Here is a 15,167-nt window from a genome sequence, read left to right on the forward strand (position 1 = left end):
TCGATGCCCCTTCTGCCCGGAACATTCAGGAACCGTCTCGCCCTCCTTATCGGCAGCATCAGCCTGGTAGTGGGGCTGCCGCTTTACTTCTACATCGACTATTTCTACGCCGGGCAACTGGTGGCCGACCGTGGCAATGCCCTCAAGGGCCTGGCCACCGCGGTGACCACGGTGCTGTCGGAGAACCTGCGGGAGCGCCAGCGGGAAATCGACCTGCTGGCCAGGACTCCGATCTACCAGGGCAAGGACGGCAGGGTGGACAGTGAGGAGCTGACCGCCATGCTCGACCACCTCAAGGAGTCCTACGCCTACTACTCCTGGATCGGTTTCGCGGACATGCGGGGCACCGTGAAGGCCGCCAGCGGTGACCTGCTGGTGGGGCAGGACGTTTCCCAGCGCCCCTGGTATCAGCAGGGCCGAGTGGGCTCCTTCATCGGTGACCTGCATGAAGCGGTGCTGCTGGCCAAGCTGCTGCCGACGCAGTCGGGCGGCGGTCCCCTGCGCTTCATCGATTTCGCCGCGCCGGTGTTCGATGCCGCCGGCCAGCAGATCGGCGTGGTCGCGTCCCATGCCCACTGGAGCTGGGCGGACGCGATACTCGGCCGGCTCAAGGCGGTGCGCCAGGACCACAAGGAAGTGGAGCTGTTCATCCTCAATTCGCGGCAGGAAATCATCTATCCCGAGGGTTCAGGCAAGCACCTGGCCCCGCTCGACCTCAAGCGCCTGGCCCGTACCGGCTGGGCGCAGGACGGCGAATTCCTGGCCGCCCTGCACGCTGTGCCGGACGTGTTCCCCGACCGGCCGCTGAAATGGAGCGTGCTGGTGCGCCAGCCGATCGCCGTGGTGCGCCAGGATGTCGACCAGTTGCAACGCGTGCTGCTGCTGTTCGGCGCAAGCGCCACCCTGATCCTGCTGACCCTCGCCTGGCTCAGCGCCCGGCGCACCAGCCGGCCCATCGAACAACTGGCGCAACTGGTCAGGCGCATCCAGAAGGGCGACGAGAGTGCGCAGCTGGATATCCACGCCAGCACCCGGGAGATGGACATACTCTGCCGCTCCATTGCCGGCATGGCCGAGACCCTGATCGCCCGCAAGGCAGAGCTGGCCCAGGCCAACGAACTGCTGGAGGAAAAGGTGGCCGAGCGCACCCGCCAACTGGCCGAAGCGAATGCCCAGCTGGAAGTGCTGGCGCGCAAGGATGCCCTCACCGGCGTGCTCAACCGGCTGGCTTCCAGCGAACGGCTGGACGAGGAATTCCGGCGCCTGCAGCGCACCGGCACGCCCTATTCGGTGCTCCTGCTGGACATCGACTACTTCAAGCGGATCAACGACACCCACGGCCATGACGTGGGGGACCAGGCGTTGCAGTTCACCGCGTTGCTGATCCGCGCCAGCATTCGCGGCACCGACTTCCTCTACCGGGTGGGGGGCGAAGAGTTCCTGGTGCTGCTGCCCGCCACCCAGCAGGACGATGCCCTGCTGGTGGCGGAGAAGATTCGTGCCACCATCGAGGGCACCCCGGCGCCGGTGGTCAACCGCATCACCGTCAGCATCGGCAGTGCCCAGGCGCGACCGTCCGATCGCAACGCCGAGAGCGCGGTGAAGCGCGCCGATCAGGGCCTCTACGAAGCCAAGGGTGCTGGGCGCAACTGCATCAAGGCCTGCGTGGACTGAGGGCTCAGTAGATCCCCGGGATCAGCCGCGACGTGCGTGCGCAGTACGCCTCGTATGCCTCGCCGAACTCGGTGCGCAGCAGCGCTTCTTCCGCGTGGATGCGGGCGAGCAGGGGCGGCAGGGTCAGCGCCACCAGCACCAGGCCGGCTCCGGAGCGGAAGGCCAGGGCCCAGCCGATGGAGGCGATCATCAGGCCCAGGTAGCTGGGGTGGCGGATGAGTCCGTAGATGCCATCGGTCACCAGGCGATGGCCCGGCTGGATCGCCACCAGGCCGCTGAAGCGGTTGCCCAGCACGAACACCGGCCATATCCGCAGGGCGCCGCCGACGGCGAAGAGGAACACGCCCAGCCAGCGCACACCGTCGCCACCGAAGGTCCAGATGTCGAGGCGATCGGTATAGGCCGGGAGGAAGGCGCTGAGCAGGGCGATGACCCCGAACACCGGCAGTACCCAGCGGTTGCGCCGGTCTTCCCGCACACCGCTGCTGAGGTTCCCACCGGAGAAGGGCGCCAGGCCGGCGAGGACGAAGAGCACCAGGGTCAGGGCCACCAGGGGCGGCTCGTCGAAGAAGGCACCGAACCCGCCCCAGCCGAGAATGCTCAGGCCCAGGTAGGCGAGGGTGCCGGCAAGCGTGGCGACCAGCAGGTTGGTGCGGAACATGGCGGGTCACCTCCTCGATGGGCATCGACTAGGCATTTGACCGCGGGCGCCGCGGCGCGTGCGAATGGCGGTGCTATAACTGAAGACCTTGGGGGATTCATCGCGGAGGGTGCCTTCATGGGACGCTTCGGAATCCTGCTCATGGCCCTGGCCATGCCGGGCGCCTGGGCCGGCGGCTATGGCGACGGCAGCATGTACTACGGCCTCGGGCCCTACCTCGGCACCACCTATTACCGCAGCAGCCCCCTGCAACCCTACGTCTCGCCACCGCCGCAACCCTTCGCCGACCTGCCGCCGCAGCCTTTCGTGGTGGTGCCGGAGTACCACCAGTTTCACGACGCCCAGCTGCCGCGCGTCAGCACCGAACGGCCGCAGGTCCTGATCCGTACCTTCGATCCGGCGCTCGGGGTCTATCGGGATGAGGACGTGCGAGACGGGGAGGGCGTGGAGGAGGAAGCGCCCTGCGTCGGGATCGGCTGTGGCGATGGCTACCTGTACATGCGCCGAGCGAGTGCAAGGGTGGAAATCCCTTTGGGGATTTCCACCATCGGTGTCTTGCATGGCCTTGCTGGTGGATAGAAAAGCGCTATCCACCCTACACGGCCAAAAGGCAGGGCGCGGCACGTGCAGCCCCGTAGGGTGGGCTTCAGCCCACCATCGGCGGTCAGAAAAACCCACTCTGCAACGAGATGGCTCTACCCCTCTGCCTTGCTCCTTCGTCCGAAGCGTCGCCGATAGTCCGTGGGCGAGAGCCCGACCATCTTGTTGAACACCTTGCGAAAGGCTGCCGGGTCCTGGTAGCCGACTTCCCAGGCGATCTGGTCCACCGTGCGATTGGTGAGTTCCAGCAGCTCGCGGGCCTTGGCGGCGCGCAGTTGCTGGCAGTACTCGGTGGGGCGCATGCCGGTGGCCTGCTGGAAGCGGCGCAGGAAGGTGCGTTCGCCGAGCCCGGCACGGGCGGCCATGTCCGACAGGCTCGCATTGCGGATGTCCTGGCGTTGCAGCCAGTGCTGGACCTTGAGCACGGCCTCGTCGCCATGGTTGAGCTGCGGGGTGAAGCGGCGGAAGTACTGCTGGGAATGACGGGTGAGGTCGAGCGCCAGGAAGCGCGCGGTGTCCGCGGCGATGGTCGGGCCCAGCAGGCGATCGACCAGGGCCAGGCCCAGATCGGTCCAGGCCATCACGCCACCGGCGGTGATGATGTCGCCGTCGTCCAGGACCAGCTTGTCGGCGTCCACCTTCACCTCGGGAAAACGCTCGCCAAGGTCCTTGGCCAGGCTCCAGTGGGTGGTCAGGGCGCGGCCGGCGAGCAGCCCGGTCTGGGCCAGCACGAAGGCCCCGGCGCACACCGAACCCAGGGTGACGCCGGCCGCGTGCTGGAGGTTGAGCCAGTTGGCGAAGGGCTGCAGGACCTCGGCCGGGGGCAGGGTGCCCAGGCAAGGCGGCACCACCACCACGGTTGGGCGGCTGTCGGCCTCCGGATGGCTGTCGAGGGCGCAGCGGAATCCGCCGTCTTCACCCGTCGTCCAGTGGCGAACCCGCAGGACCGGCAGGTTGGCGTCGGCGCGCCCGGCGGCCATGCGATTGGCCACCGCAAACAGGTCGGACAGGCCGTGGGCCGCCGCCAGCTGAGCGCCGGGGTAGAGCAGGATGCCGATCTCCAGCAGGGTCTTCATTGTCAGTTTTTCCTGCGAATTTGTCGGTCGCGCCGATCCTCAACCGGCGCGCGGAAGCGCATTTTTGACTCCACGTCTCCACCTCCACAACCCAAGGTGAACATCATGAGCAAGCAAGCCGTTATCGTAGTCGACATCCAGAACGACTATTTCCCTGGCGGACTCTGGACGCTGAACGGCGTACAGGGCGCTGCGGACAATGCCGCGCGGGTCATCGAGGGCGCGCGCAAGGCGGGTGACCTGGTGGTGCATATCCGCCACGAATTCACCAGCCAGGAGGCGCCTTTCTTCAGGCCCGGCTCCGAGGGTGCGCAGATCCACCCGAAGGTGCAGAACAACCCCGACGAGCACGTGGTGCTGAAGAACTTCGTCAACGCCTTCCGCGAGACCGAGCTCAAGGCCGTGCTCGACCGCAATGGCGTGGAAAAGGTGACCATAGTCGGCAACATGAGCCACATGTGCGTGGATGGCATTACCCGGGCCGCGGCGGACTACGGTTACCAGGCCACCGTGATCCACGATGCCTGCGCCACGCGGGACCTGGAGTTCAATGGCAGGGTCGTCCCGGCCGACCAGGTCCACGCCGCCTTCATGGCCGCCCTGGCCTTCGCCTACGCCAAGGTGGTTTCCACGGACGAGTATCTCGCACAGCAGGGTCGGTAAGCCCTGGCGATATCCCGACGTGGGGCGCGAAGGTATCCGCGCTCCCGTCGGGCTTCAGGATTCCCGGTCGCTCAGAGCAGCGCCCGGTCCCAGCGGATGCCCTGCTTGACGACCCGTGCCGGCACCCCGGCGATCACGCCATTTCGGCCGGCTGAGCACCGAGCAGGCGCCTGTTGCCCCGGTGGAACGCCGATACCGGTACCATTCCCCCTCTTTTGCCCCAGCCGCAGCCTGCTGCCGGCCAAGCCCCGCGCCTTGGACAATTCCGGCGCGAGCGACTGGACCGGAGCTTCGCCGCAAATCCAGGCCCACAATATGCCTGACCTATGCTGGAATTCTGCTGATTGGCCTGTGAACCGGAGCCCCCATGAACGACCAAGCCCTCCCCCCCGAATACCTGGAGTTCGCCGAAGAACTCGCTGACGCGGCCGCCCGGGTGACCCTGACCTACTTCCGCCTGCCCCTGGAGGTGGAGAACAAGGAGGCGGAGCGCTTCGACCCCGTGACCCTGGCGGACAAGGGCGCAGAGCGGGCCATGCGCGCGCTGATCGGCGAGCGTTACCCGGGCCACGGCGTGCTCGGCGAGGAAGAAGAGAACATTAAGGGCGAGGAGGCCTGGACCTGGGTGCTGGACCCGGTGGATGGCACCCGTTCCTTCATCAGCGGCATTCCCCTCTGGGGCACCCTGATCGCCCTCAACGATGGCACCCGCCCGGCCCTGGGCCTCATGGACCAGCCCTTCACCCGCGAGCGTTTCATCGGCGATGGCGCCAGCGCCTCCCTCAACGGCCGGCCGATCCAGACCCGCGCCTGCGGCAAGCTCTCCGACGCCACCCTGATGGTCACCAGTCCCGAACACTTCCAGCAGCCGCCCTACAGCGAGCTGTTCGAGAAACTGTCGAGCGAGGCGCGGCTGGTGCGCTACAGCGGCGATTGCTACGCCTACTGCATGTTGGCCCTGGGGCTGGTGGACGTGGTGCTCGATCCGGGCCTCAAGCCCTACGACATCCAGGCGCTGATGCCGATCATCCAGGGCGCCGGCGGCGTGGTCACCCGCTGGGACGGCGGCGATGCGCAGCACGGCGGCGACGTGATCGCCTGCGGCGATCCGCGCCTGCATGCGCAACTGCTGGAAGTGCTGCGCGCGGGCTGATCCGCGCGGCCATGCACGTACGCTCGACACACGGGATATCGATCAGGGTGGAAGCGAGGCCCCCGATGCACTGCCGGCATCGGGGGCGCGGGCTCAGTGGGGGCGGGCGGCGCGGACTTCGCGGGCGGTGCAGCCGAACTGCTGGCGGAAGGCGCGGGTGAACTGGGCCTGGTCGCCGAAGCCCCAGCGAAAAGCCAGTTCGCCGATGGACAGGTGGCAATGCGGGTCGCGCAGCTGGCGGTGCACCGCCTCCAGGCGCTGCTGGCGCACCCATTCGCCCAGGGTGTAGGGCGTGCTGGCAAACAGCTTGTGCAGGTAGCGCAGGGACAGACCGCAGGCGCTGGCGATGGACTGCGGCGAGAGGTCCGGGTCGCCGAGGTTCTGCCGCACGTACCGCTCCACCCGGGAAAGGTGCAGGGTGCCCAGGTTGGAGCCTTCGCTGCCGAGCACGCGTTCGTCCTGTTGCAGGGCCAGCGTCAGCGTGGCGAGAGCCTGCTCCAGCAGCAGGTGACGGGCCGACTCGGGGCACTGGTCGAAATGCCGGGCGCAGAGGTCGAGCTGCTCGACGAAGATGCGGCCCAGGCCCTGGGTCGCGTCGAAGCAATAGCGGGTATAGCGCTCGGGGCCGCGCAGGTGACCCTTGAGGGCGCGCTCGGGCAGCTTGAGCACCCAGAGGTCGTTGTCGGCGCCGTAGTGGAAGCGGTAGGGGGCGTCGCCCCGTTCGATGATGAATCCGCCGGGGCTGCAGCTCAGCTCGCGGCCGTCCTGCTCGAAGTGCACGTCGGCGCGGCGGGGCACCGTCACCAGATAGAAGGCGTCATGGTCCTGGCCGATCTGCGCCTTGCTGCGGGAATAGCCCAGCTGGCTGGAGCGCAGGCGCGACAGGCTGAGGGCGGTACTGGGGGTGCTCCAGCGCTGCAGGTGGCCATCGAAGGGCTGTTCGGGGGCGAATTCGAGGCTCAGCGCGAAATAGGTATCGCTGATGGCCTCGGCCCAGCGCGCCTGGCGTTCAGGCTGCGACCAGCCGTGGGTCGATAGTTCGGTGGGCATGGATCGTCCTTTTTCAAAGAGGGCAGCATTGAAAAAAGGAACTGCAAGCAAGCTACTCAAGCAGCTCTTGTTATTGTCGAGCAGCCCGGCAGCGAAGGGCTGCCGGGCTGGGAACACGCCGATGATCGACGTGGTGCTGCGTAACATCAAGCGCCGCGCGTCACCCGGTAGGTGGCAGACGGCTCCAGGGTCGCCTGCCAGCCCGGGGGCACCACGATATTGGTGGTGTCTTCCTCGATCACGCAGGGGCCCTGCACCGTCTGTCCCGGCAGCAGGCGGTTGCCGTTGAACACCGCGGTGGACTGCCAGTCGCCGTCGGCGCTGAAGAGCATCGGCCGCAGGCTGTCCGGTACCGCCGCCGGCGGGTTGGCCGGGCCCTGCAATTCCGGCTGGGGCGGACGCGGCAGGTGGCCGATCACCGAGCACTCCAGGTTCACCAGTTCCACCGGGCTGCCGGGTTCGGCGTAGGAGTAGAGCGTCTGGTGGCGGCGGTGGAAGGACTCGATCAGTTCGGCCAGGCCCGCTTCGTCCAGTTGGTGGCGCGCGAGCTCCACGCTGCACTCGTGGATCTGCCCGAGGTAGCGCATCTCCAGGGTGTAGTGGCAACTGCTGGACCCGTCGCCGAAACCGTCGTCCCGCAGGTTCGTCAGGCCTTGCTGGCGCAGGTCGGCGAGGGTTCGGTTGAGCTGTGGCAGGTCGACGTGGTCCGGGTCCAGGCGCATCGCCAGGCTCGTCAGGCGGTCGTAGCGGACATCCGACAGGATCTGGCCGAAGGCGCACAGTCCTGACGCTACCTTGGGGATCAGCACGGTTTGCATGCCGATCTCCTCCGCCAGGCGCACCACGTGCATGCCCGCCGCGCCGCCGGCGCCGATCAGGGCGAAGTCACGCGGGTCGTGGCCCCGCTCGATGGACACGCGGCGGATACCGTTGACCATGTTCAGGTTGACCAGGGTGGTGATGCCGAATGCCGCGCGCTCGATGCTGATGCCCAGCGGGTCGGCGATCCGGCTGCGAATGGCGTCCAGTGCCGCCTGGCGATTGAGGCGGATGCTGCCGCCGAGCAGGGCGCCGTCCTGCAGATAGCCCAGGGCTATGTTGGCGTCGGTCACGGTGGGCTCGGTACCGCCCTTGCCGTAGCACACCGGGCCCGGCTTGGCACCAGCGCTGCGCGGGCCGACCTGGAGCATGCCGAACTCGTCCAGGTGGGCGATGGAGCCGCCGCCGGCGCCGAGGGTTTCCACCTGGATCATCGGCACACCGATGCGCTGGCGGAGGAAGTCCACGTCCTTGCTGAAGTTGGTGCGGCCGGCGTTGGTCAGGGTGATGTCGAAGGAGGTGCCGCCCATGTCCACGGTGATCACGTTGTCGATGCCGAAGGGCCGCGCCACCGACAGGCCGGCCTGGGGCGCCGAGGCCGGGCCTGAGTTGATGGCGTTCACCGCACGGTCGCGCATCACGTGCCCCGGGGCCAGGCCGCCATTGGACTGGAAGTAGCGTACCGGCTGCTGCGCACCGAGCTCCTCGAACAGGCCGTCGATACGCTTGACGTAACGCTGCATCACCGGGCTCAGGTAGGCGTTGACCACGGTGGTGGAGGTGCGGGTGTATTCGCGGATCTGCGGGAACACCTCGTAGCCGGTGCAGACGAAGACACCGGGCAGCGCGGCGCGCACCAGTTCGGCGGCGCGCTTCTCGTGGCTGGGGTTGCGCACCGACCAGACGAAGGAGATGGCCACCGCCTCCACGCCCTCGGCGCGGAAGTACTCGATGGCATCGCGCACGGCGCGCTCGTCCAGGGGGCTGTACTCGCGGCCGTCACCGAGGATGCGGCCACCGATGGGGCGCCGCAGGTGGCGCGGCACCAGCATGTGCGCCGGCGGGTAGTGGGCGTCGTAGCGATGGCCTTCTTCCTTGTGGCCGAGGCGGATTTCCAGGCTGTCCTCGTGGCCCTCGGTGCAGAGCAGGCCGACCTTGACGCCGGTGCGTTCGATCAGTGCGTTGAGGCCGACCGTGGTGCCGTTGATGCACAGGTCGCAGTCGGCGATCACCTCGGCCGGCGTGCGGCCGGTGGCGTCGGCGATCTGCGCGAGGCCGGCGCGGATGGCCAGGGTGCCGTCCTGCGGGGTGGAGGGGGCCTTGAACAGCTGCACGCCGCCGTCGCGGTCGGCCAGGATGAAGTCGGTGAAGGTGCCGCCGGCGTCGATGCCCAGGCGATATTGGTTGCGCATGTCGGATCTCCGGTCAGAACTGGCCGCGGGCGGCGCGGGTGGCGGTTTCATCGAGGTGGCCGTCGGCGTCGAGGATCACGCCGTACTCCAGGGCCGCGCCCTGGGGCGAGACCAGACCGTTGCGGACATCCTGCAGGACCGTGGCCACGGGGCGGCGCAGCGGGTCGCCGTAACCACCACCACCGGGATTGATGTTGATGATCCGCTCACCGGGCTGGATGGTGAGCATGGGGTTCTGGATGTAGTGGTCTTCCTCACCGTCGGTGTGTCGGTGGATAAGGCGGCCGAGCTTGGGTTCGGGCAGCGAATTGCGCGCCCCGGCGGCGCCGGCGGTGGGCAGCTGGCGGCCCTCGCCGAAGCCGACCACGGTCATGGCGTGGTCCAGGGGCTCGATCTCCAGGCGGGTGCCGGAGCCGCCGCGGAATTCGCCGGCGCCGCCGCTGTCGCTCATCAGGCTGTAGCGGTGGATCAGCACCGGGTAGGAATGCTCCAGCAGTTCGATGTCGCCGCTCATCAGGGCGCCGAAGCAGCACAGCGGACCGCAGGCGTGCCAGCCGTCCATCACCTTGTTGGCGCCAGCCCCGGCGATGATCGAGGCCAGCACCATGGTGACGTACTCGCTGTTGGCGTTGCGCGGGTCGTGGCCGGCGATGTTGATGCCGCTGGCGTGGCCCCAGGAGGCGGTGACGCGTTCGGGCGAAGCCTGCTCCAGGGCCAGGCGCACGGCGTCGGCCAGGGTCTCCATCGGGGTGGTGGTGCAGTTGACGTGGGGAGCCGGTTCCTCGGCGTTGCACAGGGTACCCTTGGGGCCCACATCCACGCTGACGCAGCGGTAAAGCCCTTCGTTATAGGGCGGGGCGACCTGGGCGAACATCATCAGGCCGAGGTAGACGCCGGAAACCGAGTTGCCCTCGTAGGAGTTGATGAAGTAGGGCACCTGGGGCGGGCTTTCGATGCGGATGTGCGCCTCGTCGCCACGGATTTCCACATGGGCGGTGATGGCCAGCTCGCCCAGGCCGTGGCCGGAGTCCTCGAGCACGGCGGTGCCGCTGTAGCGGCCGTCCGGCACGTCGCGCAGCAGGGCGCGCATATGGCGGTCGGCCATGTTCTTCAGCTCGGCGATGCAGGCGCGCACTTCGTCCACGCCGTACTTGTCCAGGAGATCCAGCAGATGGCGCTCGCCCACCTTGCAGGCACCGTACTGGGCGTTGAGGTCGCCTTCCTGGTAGGGCCGGGCGCGCATGTTGGTGAGCATCAGGTTGATCACGTCCTCGCGACGCTTGCCCTTTTCCCACAGCTTGACCGGCGGGATACGCAGGCCTTCGGCGTAGATCTCCTTGGCGTCGGGGTTGTAGCCGGCCGGCACCGGGCCGCCGATGTCGGTGAGGTGGCCCTTGCAGACTGTCCAGAACACCAGCTCGCCCTTGTAGAACACCGGCTTGTACATGCAGCAGTCGAGGATGTGGCTGCCCTTGTAGGCCGGGTCGTTGTGGTAGATCACGTCGCCTTCGGCGATGTCGTCGCCGAAGAAGCCGGCTACGCACTTCATGGCGGGGATCAGCGAGCCCAGGTGGATCGGGATGTCCTGGCCCTGCAGGATCATCTCCGGGAGATGGTCGAACAGGGAGTTGGAATAGTCATGGGCCAGGTTGAACACACTGGAGCGGCCGGTCTTTTCCAGGGTCAGGGTCATCTCCCGCTGCGCTGTTTCCAGCGCGCCTCGGACAACCGCGAGGGTGATCGGATCAACTGTTTTCATAGGGCACCAACGCTTGTTCTTGTGCTTCGGGTGAGGACCGCCGGCGGCGGCCCGTGGTGCATACGCTACGGCCGGGGTGGGGTGGCTGGCTTGTCGCTGGGTGTACCCCTTGTTGCGTTTTGGCGCACTGGGGCTTGTGGGGGCGAATTCATTCGCCAAGGTCAACGCGGCTGCCACTATCGGGTCTGCAGGGCGGACCTGCGGCCCGCTTGGCGATTGAAATCGCCCCTACAGGAAAAGCAGCGCCAAAGCCGGGGTGGTGCCTTGTGGGGGCGAATTCATTCGCTGAGGACAGCGCAGTTGGCCCCCTCGGGATTGCAGGGCGGACCTGCGGCCCGCTTGGCGATTGAAATCGCCCCCACAGGCAAAGCGGCGCCTGAGCCGGGGGGCAGCTCCTTGTAGGGGCGAATTCATTCGCCAAGGACAGCGCAGCTGTCCCCCTCGGGTTTGCAGGGCGAACCTGCGGTCCGCATCGCGATTGAAATCGCCCCCACAGGCAAAGCGGCGCCTGAGCCCGGGGCAGCTCCTTGTAGGGGCGAATTCATTCGCCAAGGACAGCGCAGCTGTCCCCCTCGGGTTTGCAGGGCGAACCTGCGGTCCGCATCGCGATTGAAATCGCCCCCACAGGAAAAGCAGCGCCAAAGCCGGGGTGGTGCCTTGTGGGGGCGAATTCATTCGCCAAGGACAGCGCAGCTGTCCCGCCAGGAGAGGCTCAGAAGTAGTACCCGATATTGCTGTACAGCTGGTTCTCCCAGCGGTCGATGCCGCCCGCCCCCAGGCTCTGGGTGTAGCTGCCGCCGCCGATGTACGGGTCGTTCTTGCCGTGCAGCCATTCCAGGGCGATCCAGAGCGGTCCGAAGGTGAAGGAGGAGCCGGCGATGAAGCGCTGGGAGTCCTGGAAGTCCCGCTCGTCCTTGTCGAACAGGCTGTAGTTCGCATACAGCTTGATGCCCGACAACCAGCCGTATCGTCCCGGCACGTCGTAGCTGACGTCCGCCACGTAGAGGTTGCCCTTGGCGGCGACGTTGAAGGTGCCGTCGAAGCTGCCGAAGGTCACCAGGCGGTCGTCGCCGGGGTTCTCCGGGTTCATCCGCTGGCGCGCCGCCTGGGCCTGGAAGCCCCAGGGGCCGTGCTGTGCCGTGGCGTGCAGGGCGGCTGCGTAGCGCCGGCCGTCGCGGTCGGTGTCCTGGTTCTCCAGCGTGGAGGCCAGCACGGAGGCGCCCACCTCGCCGCTCCAGCCATTCGCCTGGTAGGCCCGCGCCAGGCGGCCGACGAGGATGTCCTCTTCGTGGTTGTCACTGCCGTCCACCACATAATCGTCGGCGGTGGCGACGCTGGTGCCGTAGGTGCGGCCACCTCGGCTGGTGCCCCGGCCCTGCTCGGCCGGGATGGGGTAGTACGCTGCCTGCAAGTCCCAGCTTCCGCGTTTGGCCAGGTACTTGAAGCCGATGTCCTGGGTGTCCTCCAGGCCGATCACGTTGCCCAGGGTCTCGAAGAAGGTGCTGCCGAAGTAGGGCAGGAGGCCAAAGGGGATGGCGGTCTGGCCGACCTGCAACTGCTGCTGCGGGGTGAAGCGGTAGCCGACCCAGGCGTACTCGGCGAAGGCGATGTCGCCCACCTTGTCGGTGTATTCGTAGGGATAGGCGTCGCCGTAGAAGCGGTACTTGGCGGCGGCGATCCAGGTGTCCGAATGGTAGTCGGCGGTGAGGAAGACGGTGTCGAAGCTGAACTTGGAGATATCCCGGTCCGGGTCGTAGTCCAGACGGCCACGGACGGCGCCGCCGAGGTCGAGGTTGTCGGTGATCTCCACGGCGCTGGCGGGCTGGGCCAGGCCGAGGGCGAGCAGGGTTGCAAAAATCGAGGTAAGCCGAGTGCATTGCGGGTACATGTACCGCTCCGGGTTTTTCTTGTGGTTGTGGGGGGAGGGCCGCCCCGGCGGGCGGCCGGGTATCAGCCCAGGTCGCCCTGGGGCTGGGCGCGGCGCAGCAGCAGAGGAGCCGCCAGGTAACCGAGGAAGGCGACGACGAAGGCGGCTGGTGCCGAGGCGGTGGCCAGGGCGGCGTCGCCGGACAGATGCAGGCCGATGCCCGCCACCGCGGAGGCCATCCAGGCCAGCAGGCCGCGCGCGCGGAACGCGGGCAGGCCGTGGAGGCTATAGCGCGGGCCCCGGCTTCCCAGCAGGTGGGCCAGGGCGATGGCGACCCAGCCGACGATGAACAGGCTCTGGTAGGCCAGGGCCTGGAGGATGTAGCTGAACACGTCGAACAGCATCAGCAGGTAGGCCACCACGCCGGTCAGGAGCGCCCAGGCCGCGTAGGGTACCCGTGCCAGTCCCAGGTGGGCGCAGAAGGCCTGTAGGTTGGTGGCGGCGAGGAAGAAGTTGCCGGTGTTGATGCGGGTCTGGCTGATCCAGACGAAGAGCAGCCCCGCCAGTCCCATCAGCTGGACGATCGCCAGTACCACCGAAACCTCGGAAAGGCCGCCCTCGGTGGGAATGGTGGCGGCGAGGAAGATACCCGCCAGGCCGTTGAGCAGGAAGGCGACGGCGTAGAAGGGCACGCCGAAATTGAAGCGCGCGTGGTATCGGCTGTCTTCGTGCTTGCCGAAGCGGGCGTAGTCCCAGGTGAACATCATCAGCACCCAGACGCCCATGAAGTAGGTAAAGCAGTTCCACCAGCCGTTCGGCACCGGTCCGCCCTCGGGCGCCAGTTCCAGCCAGGCGGACGAATAGCCGTACTCATCGATGGCCATGGCCACGGCAGCCACCAGCCCGAGCAGATAGAAGGGCAGCAGTACGCCGTTGAGCTTGTCCAGCCAGCGCATGGCGTTGCCGAAGATCAGCAGCACGCTGTAGACCACCACCAGCAGGAACGCGGCGTGCAGTTCGAAGCCCGGCAGGTAGTGATGCAGGGCCACGGCCATCACGGAGCCCTCGAAGACGCCGTAGTAGATGGCTGTGGCGCTGAAGATCAGGGTGGCCAGCGCGGCCCCGGTGCGGCCGAACAGCACCTGGGAGAACTGCGCCACGGACAACCCGCTGGCGATGGCGTGGCGCGCTATCACGGCGTTGATGGCGCCGTAGCTGAGTACCGACAGCACCAGGCCGATCAGCGCGTTCATGGTGCCGTAGCCCATGGCCAGGGCGGCGGCGACCACCAGGTAGAACATCGCACTGCAGATGCCCCACCAGGCCATCGTCAACGAGCCTCGGCCGAGCCGCTGCGAGTCCGGCACCGCGCCTTGGGAATGTTCGGGGGATGAATCGTTGTTCGAGAGTGCACCAGCCATGACCGTAACCTTCTTGTTGTTGGAGTGAGAGGCTCCAAGACGGTAAGGAAAACCGGCCGGTGTGGATTTGCGTTTGGCGTATGAGTTTTTGCGGTTAGGTGTACTGGAGGGGCAGCCCTGCGGGCTGCTTCGCGAATGAATTCGCCCCCACAGAAGAGCGGAACCGAGCCAGGGCATGCACTTCTTGTGGGGGCGAATTCATTCGCCAAGGGCTGCGCAGCAGCCCCAATCAGGGGAGGGCAGGGTGAGCCTTTTGCCCGCTAGCCGAATGAATTCGTCCCTACAGGAACAACTCGGCGTCGCGGTCAGCGGGAAGGATTGCCTATGCCCCCGGCGCGCATGATCTCGGCGATGATCGGCACCGGGGTCATCAGGTGGGTGCGCATCATCTCGCTGGCGCGCGCCGCGTCGCGGGCGAGGATGGCTTCCACCAGCGCCGCATGTTCCTGGCGCTTGAGTTCCAGGGCTTCTTCGGAGAACACCGTCTGGGTCAGCCAGAGGTGGCGGTAGCGTTCGGCCTGGTCGAACAGGTAGGTGCGCGCCTGCAACAGGTGCTTGGAGCCGCAGCCCGAGGCGATGGCCGTGTGGAAGGCCTTGTGGCGCTGGTCCCAGACGTCCAGGCGCTGTTCGCGGGTCTTCACTTCCATCACCTTGGCCAGGGTGTGGGACTGGGCCAGCACCGAGGCTTCCCAGGCGTCGTCGCCGCGCTCGATGGCCAGGCCAACGATCATGGCTTCCAGGTTGGCGCGGGCGTCGTAGATGTCCTTCATCTCTTCCAGGGACATGGGGGCGACGCGGTAGCCCTTCTGGCTGATGGCGACCACCAGCTTCTCCGCCACCAGTTGCGACAGCGATTCGCGCAGCGGGCCGACGCCCAGGTCGTAGCGGTCCTTCAGGGCGCTCATCAGCAGCTTTTCGCCGGGCTTGAACACGCCGCGGATGATGTCCTGCTTGAGCCACTCATACCCGCTGAAAGCCGAGTTCTGACGAGGGGCGAGTGCTTCCAAGGTGC

General features: G+C 67.1%; 12 protein-coding genes. 4 read left to right on the forward strand and 8 right to left on the reverse strand.

What is annotated here, in order from left to right; all coding sequences use genetic code 11:
* Positions 1 to 3 precede the first annotated feature (3 nt).
* The gene (locus ACFW0H_RS12650) at positions 4 to 1,674 is read left to right on the forward strand and encodes a sensor domain-containing diguanylate cyclase (RefSeq protein ID WP_422914247.1); all 1,671 of its coding nucleotides are present in this window, start codon (positions 4 to 6) and stop codon (positions 1,672 to 1,674) included.
* A 4-nt stretch (positions 1,675 to 1,678) separates the two neighbouring features.
* Here the strand turns inward: ACFW0H_RS12650 and ACFW0H_RS12655 are convergent, their stop codons facing one another.
* Entirely contained in the window at positions 1,679 to 2,335 is a 657-nt protein-coding gene (locus ACFW0H_RS12655) for a methyltransferase family protein (protein ID WP_422914248.1), read from the reverse strand.
* 117 nt (positions 2,336 to 2,452) lie between these two features.
* Here ACFW0H_RS12655 and ACFW0H_RS12660 point away from each other — a divergent pair, with 117 nt between their 5' ends.
* Positions 2,453 to 2,914: a hypothetical protein gene (locus ACFW0H_RS12660; RefSeq protein WP_422914249.1), complete on the forward strand. Its 462-nt coding sequence runs from the start codon at positions 2,453 to 2,455 to the stop codon at positions 2,912 to 2,914.
* A 116-nt stretch (positions 2,915 to 3,030) separates the two neighbouring features.
* On the opposite strand, the gene ACFW0H_RS12665 is transcribed toward ACFW0H_RS12660, so the two are convergent.
* Positions 3,031 to 4,011: a GlxA family transcriptional regulator gene (locus ACFW0H_RS12665; protein ID WP_422914250.1), complete on the reverse strand. Its 981-nt coding sequence runs from the start codon at positions 4,009 to 4,011 to the stop codon at positions 3,031 to 3,033.
* A 105-nt stretch (positions 4,012 to 4,116) separates the two neighbouring features.
* Between ACFW0H_RS12665 and ACFW0H_RS12670 the strand changes: the two genes are divergently transcribed.
* The gene (locus ACFW0H_RS12670) at positions 4,117 to 4,674 is read left to right on the forward strand and encodes a cysteine hydrolase family protein (RefSeq protein ID WP_422914251.1); all 558 of its coding nucleotides are present in this window, start codon (positions 4,117 to 4,119) and stop codon (positions 4,672 to 4,674) included.
* A 367-nt stretch (positions 4,675 to 5,041) separates the two neighbouring features.
* Positions 5,042 to 5,827 carry a histidinol-phosphatase gene (hisN, locus tag ACFW0H_RS12675; RefSeq protein ID WP_422914252.1) on the forward strand — a complete coding sequence of 262 codons (786 nt, stop codon included), beginning with the start codon at positions 5,042 to 5,044 and terminating at the stop codon, positions 5,825 to 5,827.
* A gap of 93 nt (positions 5,828 to 5,920) precedes the next feature.
* Here the strand turns inward: hisN and ACFW0H_RS12680 are convergent, their stop codons facing one another.
* The 6 genes from ACFW0H_RS12680 to csiR form a co-directional block, all read right to left on the reverse strand.
* The gene (locus ACFW0H_RS12680) at positions 5,921 to 6,877 is read right to left on the reverse strand and encodes an AraC-like ligand-binding domain-containing protein (RefSeq protein WP_422914253.1); all 957 of its coding nucleotides are present in this window, start codon (positions 6,875 to 6,877) and stop codon (positions 5,921 to 5,923) included.
* Positions 6,878 to 7,023: 146 nt separating this feature from the next.
* Complete coding sequence (gene capA, locus ACFW0H_RS12685) at positions 7,024 to 9,108, reverse strand: caprolactamase subunit alpha (protein ID WP_422914254.1); 2,085 nt, start codon at positions 9,106 to 9,108, stop codon at positions 7,024 to 7,026.
* Positions 9,109 to 9,121: 13 nt separating this feature from the next.
* Positions 9,122 to 10,867, reverse strand: a complete 1,746-nt coding sequence (gene capB, locus ACFW0H_RS12690; protein WP_422914255.1) for a caprolactamase subunit beta — start codon at positions 10,865 to 10,867, stop codon at positions 9,122 to 9,124.
* A gap of 712 nt (positions 10,868 to 11,579) precedes the next feature.
* Complete coding sequence (locus ACFW0H_RS12695; protein ID WP_422914256.1) at positions 11,580 to 12,755, reverse strand: porin; 1,176 nt, start codon at positions 12,753 to 12,755, stop codon at positions 11,580 to 11,582.
* Between the two features lie 62 nt (positions 12,756 to 12,817).
* Positions 12,818 to 14,155 carry a purine-cytosine permease family protein gene (locus ACFW0H_RS12700; RefSeq protein ID WP_422914257.1) on the reverse strand — a complete coding sequence of 446 codons (1,338 nt, stop codon included), beginning with the start codon at positions 14,153 to 14,155 and terminating at the stop codon, positions 12,818 to 12,820.
* Between the two features lie 305 nt (positions 14,156 to 14,460).
* A complete protein-coding gene (gene csiR / locus ACFW0H_RS12705; protein WP_422914258.1) occupies positions 14,461 to 15,162 on the reverse strand; it encodes a DNA-binding transcriptional regulator CsiR in 702 nt (233 codons plus the stop codon).
* Positions 15,163 to 15,167: the final 5 nt, after the last annotated feature.

It is taken from the genome of Metapseudomonas cellulosilytica, from assembly GCF_049334135.1.
In the GTDB taxonomy this organism is placed as follows: domain Bacteria; phylum Pseudomonadota; class Gammaproteobacteria; order Pseudomonadales; family Pseudomonadaceae; genus Metapseudomonas.

Bases quoted from the DNA above. Each gene is read 5' to 3' on its own strand.
- capB (WP_422914255.1), bottom strand. From the start codon at position 10,867: ATGAAAACAGTTGATCCGATCACCCTCGCGGTTGTCCGAGGCGCGCTG.
- hisN (WP_422914252.1), top strand. From the start codon at position 5,042: ATGAACGACCAAGCCCTCCCCCCCGAATACCTGGAGTTCGCCGAAGAA.
- ACFW0H_RS12665 (WP_422914250.1), bottom strand. From the start codon at position 4,011: ATGAAGACCCTGCTGGAGATCGGCATCCTGCTCTACCCCGGCGCTCAG.
- ACFW0H_RS12695 (WP_422914256.1), bottom strand. From the start codon at position 12,755: ATGTACCCGCAATGCACTCGGCTTACCTCGATTTTTGCAACCCTGCTC.
- ACFW0H_RS12680 (WP_422914253.1), bottom strand. From the start codon at position 6,877: ATGCCCACCGAACTATCGACCCACGGCTGGTCGCAGCCTGAACGCCAG.
- ACFW0H_RS12670 (WP_422914251.1), top strand. From the start codon at position 4,117: ATGAGCAAGCAAGCCGTTATCGTAGTCGACATCCAGAACGACTATTTC.
- ACFW0H_RS12700 (WP_422914257.1), bottom strand. From the start codon at position 14,155: ATGGCTGGTGCACTCTCGAACAACGATTCATCCCCCGAACATTCCCAA.
- ACFW0H_RS12655 (WP_422914248.1), bottom strand. From the start codon at position 2,335: ATGTTCCGCACCAACCTGCTGGTCGCCACGCTTGCCGGCACCCTCGCC.
- ACFW0H_RS12650 (WP_422914247.1), top strand. From the start codon at position 4: ATGCCCCTTCTGCCCGGAACATTCAGGAACCGTCTCGCCCTCCTTATC.
- capA (WP_422914254.1), bottom strand. From the start codon at position 9,108: ATGCGCAACCAATATCGCCTGGGCATCGACGCCGGCGGCACCTTCACC.
- ACFW0H_RS12660 (WP_422914249.1), top strand. From the start codon at position 2,453: ATGGGACGCTTCGGAATCCTGCTCATGGCCCTGGCCATGCCGGGCGCC.